Source organism: Rhodococcus sp. BP-261, assembly GCF_019835205.1.
Lineage (GTDB): Bacteria > Actinomycetota > Actinomycetes > Mycobacteriales > Mycobacteriaceae > Rhodococcoides > Rhodococcoides kyotonensis_B.
On the sequence record NZ_JABUCO010000046.1, the window covers coordinates 7,265 to 10,579 of the forward strand.

3 protein-coding genes are annotated in these 3,315 nt (G+C 62.1%); 2 read left to right on the plus strand and 1 reads right to left on the minus strand.

Features of this window, described 5'->3' with window-relative positions; all coding sequences use genetic code 11:
- On the minus strand, positions 1 to 225 hold a 225-nt coding region (locus HQ354_RS25285; RefSeq protein WP_222654606.1), incomplete at its 3' end, for a heavy-metal-associated domain-containing protein.
- 213 nt (positions 226 to 438) lie between these two features.
- Between HQ354_RS25285 and HQ354_RS25290 the strand changes: the two genes are divergently transcribed.
- The gene (locus HQ354_RS25290) at positions 439 to 1,551 is read left to right on the plus strand and encodes a tyrosine-type recombinase/integrase (protein WP_032405569.1); all 1,113 of its coding nucleotides are present in this window, start codon (positions 439 to 441) and stop codon (positions 1,549 to 1,551) included.
- A gap of 13 nt (positions 1,552 to 1,564) precedes the next feature.
- On the plus strand, positions 1,565 to 1,915 hold the full coding sequence (locus HQ354_RS25295) for a helix-turn-helix transcriptional regulator (RefSeq protein ID WP_032364201.1): 351 nt from the start codon (positions 1,565 to 1,567) through the stop codon (positions 1,913 to 1,915).
- Positions 1,916 to 3,315: the final 1,400 nt, after the last annotated feature.

The following is a 3,315-nucleotide window of genomic DNA, read 5'->3' on the forward strand; positions in this document are numbered from 1 at the left end:
GTGCGTAAAATCTGCGGGTTGCGGTTCGGCTGTGTATCCGGCATCGCGAACGGCGGCGACGACCTGGGCGTGGTCGGGCTCATCGGCGCTTGTCACCGTCAGCGTCCCCGCCGACGCCGATGCTTCGACCGTGTCGACCCCGGCCACAGCACCGACTTCTTCCCGGACCGACGCCTCGCAGTGTCCGCAGGTCATGCCGGTGACTCGGTAATTCGTGGTGATCATGAGGTACTCCTTCATCTTGAGTGATACCCCCAGGGGGTATCTTGCGACGATTCGGACCATACCCCCTCCCCGTACCGTTGAAAAGGGGGCATCCATGTCACAACCGCCTACTTGCATCTGCGTCGATCTCCGGGGGCGGCCGCGGGCTCGTCGGCCATCAGCAGCTGAAGAGCATCACGTGAACATGCATCGAATGACTGTTACATTCATCCAGTGCCGGTCGACCCTGTTGCCAAAAAGCCCGCGTCCGACGCCAAAGGTTCCGCCGACCGCTTCCTCAGTGATGGCGTCGTATTACTGGTTCCGGAGGAAACGGTCCTGGAAGGAATGATCGACGGATGGGAGACGCAGCAACGTGCGCGGATGCTCGCAAACTTGACGATCGAGCGACGGACACAGATCGTGCGGAGGCTGGTCGCATTCACGAACGACTACCCCTGGAACTGGTCGTCGATGGACGTCGAGGAGTGGACCGCACATCTTGTCGATTCGGGGGTCGCTCACTCGACTGTGCGGCTCTACCAGATGGCCGCGTCGCTGTTCTGCGCCTACATCACTGATGTCCGATATCGGTGGGATGAAGTGTGTCAGCGATACTTTCGCGTTCACCCGGTGCAGGTTTTCCACGAATGGAACACCGTCGTCCACCGCGGGGAGTACGAAGGTCGACCAGGAAACCGGCCACTGACGAGGGACGAGTTACAGGCCTTCTTCGACTACTGCGATGAGCGGGTGAACCGGGTTGGGTTGTCCGGCCGCAAGGGATGGCTTGCCAGTTACCGAGACGCGACGTTGTTCAAGGTCATCTATGCCTGGGGGCTGCGTCGCCGCGAGGCAGCGATGTTGGACATCGTGGACTGGACCGCGAACTCCGCGGCCAAAGAGTTCGGCCGCCATGGCGCATTGTCGGTTCGCTACGGCAAAGCCCTCAATGGAGGGCCACCGCGCCGCCGAACGGTACTGACCACGATGGGGTGGGCCGCCGAAGCCGTCGCCGAGTGGGTCACCGAGATTCGGCCCCTGTACGACACCGACCATCTCGCCATGTGGCCGACAGAACGTCGGGCACGCGTCGGCACCGAGTCGATTTCGCACCGTTTCGCCGAGTACCGGGACGCAATCGGACTGGAGAAGCATCTCGGTCCGCACTGCCTACGGCACTCGTATGCGACACACCTACTCGAAGACGGTTTCGACCACCTGTTTGTTCAGCAACAACTCGGACACTCCTGGGGATCTACCACCGCGATCTACACCAGCGTCGGCACCGACTACAAGAACAATGCCCTCCGACGGGCATTGGACCGAGCGTTCACCGCAGAGTAGGACGGAGACAGGGATGCAACAGCCACGCTTGAACTACGACTGGCACCTACGCCGACTGTTGGCCGAGAGGGGAATATTCGCGACGACCGGTTTGGGACCGCTGCTTGCCGAGCGCGGGATCAGTTTGTCCGAAGCTCAGGTGTATCGCCTGGTCACTGGAACGCCGGAACGCCTCAGCCTGCGTACCCTCGCGGCGCTCTGCGACATACTCTCGTGCACACCGAACGATCTGATCGAACCAGTCGCCGAACGGGCGACGGTGCGAGCGACCGGTACAACTACCCATCGGCCCAAGACCGCAGCAACACCATCCGACGCGAAGACGCGCACACCACGGCGAGCGGAAATCAAACGTAAGAAGTGATCAATACTGTTTGTGTACTGTGCAATTCAGTCGTAGACCGCGTCCGGGTGTGCGACCGCTGCAGGAAAAGACGACGACAGCATCGCGGCGCGTGCACCGGCTGCACGAAACCCGACAAGCTGTTGGACGACAACGCATTATGCCGATGGTGTCGCGAGAAGGCGCAGCGAAGCTGCCCGCGGTGCCCCAGCGTCGGTCAGCCCCTGATCGCCATGGACGGCGAACGCATGTGCGCGCGATGCGCGCTCCGCTGCCACCTCGAGCACGTCTTACCACCGACTGCCGACGGGCTCCTGGAACCACTTCGTGACGCCATCATGCAGGCTGAACCGACGACCACACGGCGATGGCTGAACCGCAACACAGACCTATTGCGCGGCCTCCACGACGGCACCATTCCCCTCACGCACGAATCACTCGACCTGCTCCCTCGGCCCAAGTCGGTCGACTACCTCCGATCACTCCTCATCGCTACGGGCATCCTCGACCCCGACGTGCACCGTAGTCTCCGGCGGCTCGAGACGGAGCTCCCGCAACTCCTCAGCGGACTCGACACAGGCCATCGCAAGCTCGCTAGCCAGTGGACGCACTGGGCTGTACTGCCGCGTTTGCGCGGACTCGAAACGCACCGACCGATCGGCACCGCCGTACAGAACGCACGTTGCCAGATCCTCCAAGTCATTCAGTTCCTCAACACACTCGAACGACGAGGAACCGAGATGCCTCGATGTGCGCAATACGACATTGACGCCTGGTTCGCAGAGCCCGGTGCGTCCCGATGGCACATCCGCCCGTTTTTGACCTGGGCACAAAGAACACGGCACCTATCGAAAGAGATTGCCCTCCCGAAAGAGCGTCGAGCCCATGCAGAACTACCGACTGACGCCGAGGATCGCTGGCAGATCGGCCGGCGCCTTATCCACGACGAGTCACTCGACCCGGTAGATCGACTGGCCGGTGCGCTGGTCGCCCTCTACGCCCAGCCGCTACGGCGAATCGTCAGCCTCACCACAGCCGATGTGATTGCCACCGCGACGACCACAGGTCTACGACTCGGTCCCACCGACGTCCTCGACCTGCCAGATCCGTTCGCAGCCATCGCCCGAAATCTACCCCTCAAGCGGCGCACCGGAACTGCGGAACAACTACCTACGACATGGCTTTTCGCAGGTGGCCACGCAGGCAAACCGTTGAGTGCAACCAGTCTAGGAAACAGGTTGCGCGCCATTGGAATCGAGCCCCGAAAGCTACGACTGTCCGCCACCGCACAGCTAGCCCGTGAGCTCCCGCCGAGTGTGCTCGCGGGAATCCTAGGGCTCAACGCTCATACCGTCGCCAAACACACCTTCAAGACGAACGGCCAATGGGCAAACTACGCCGCCGACCGCCGACCCTGAGCG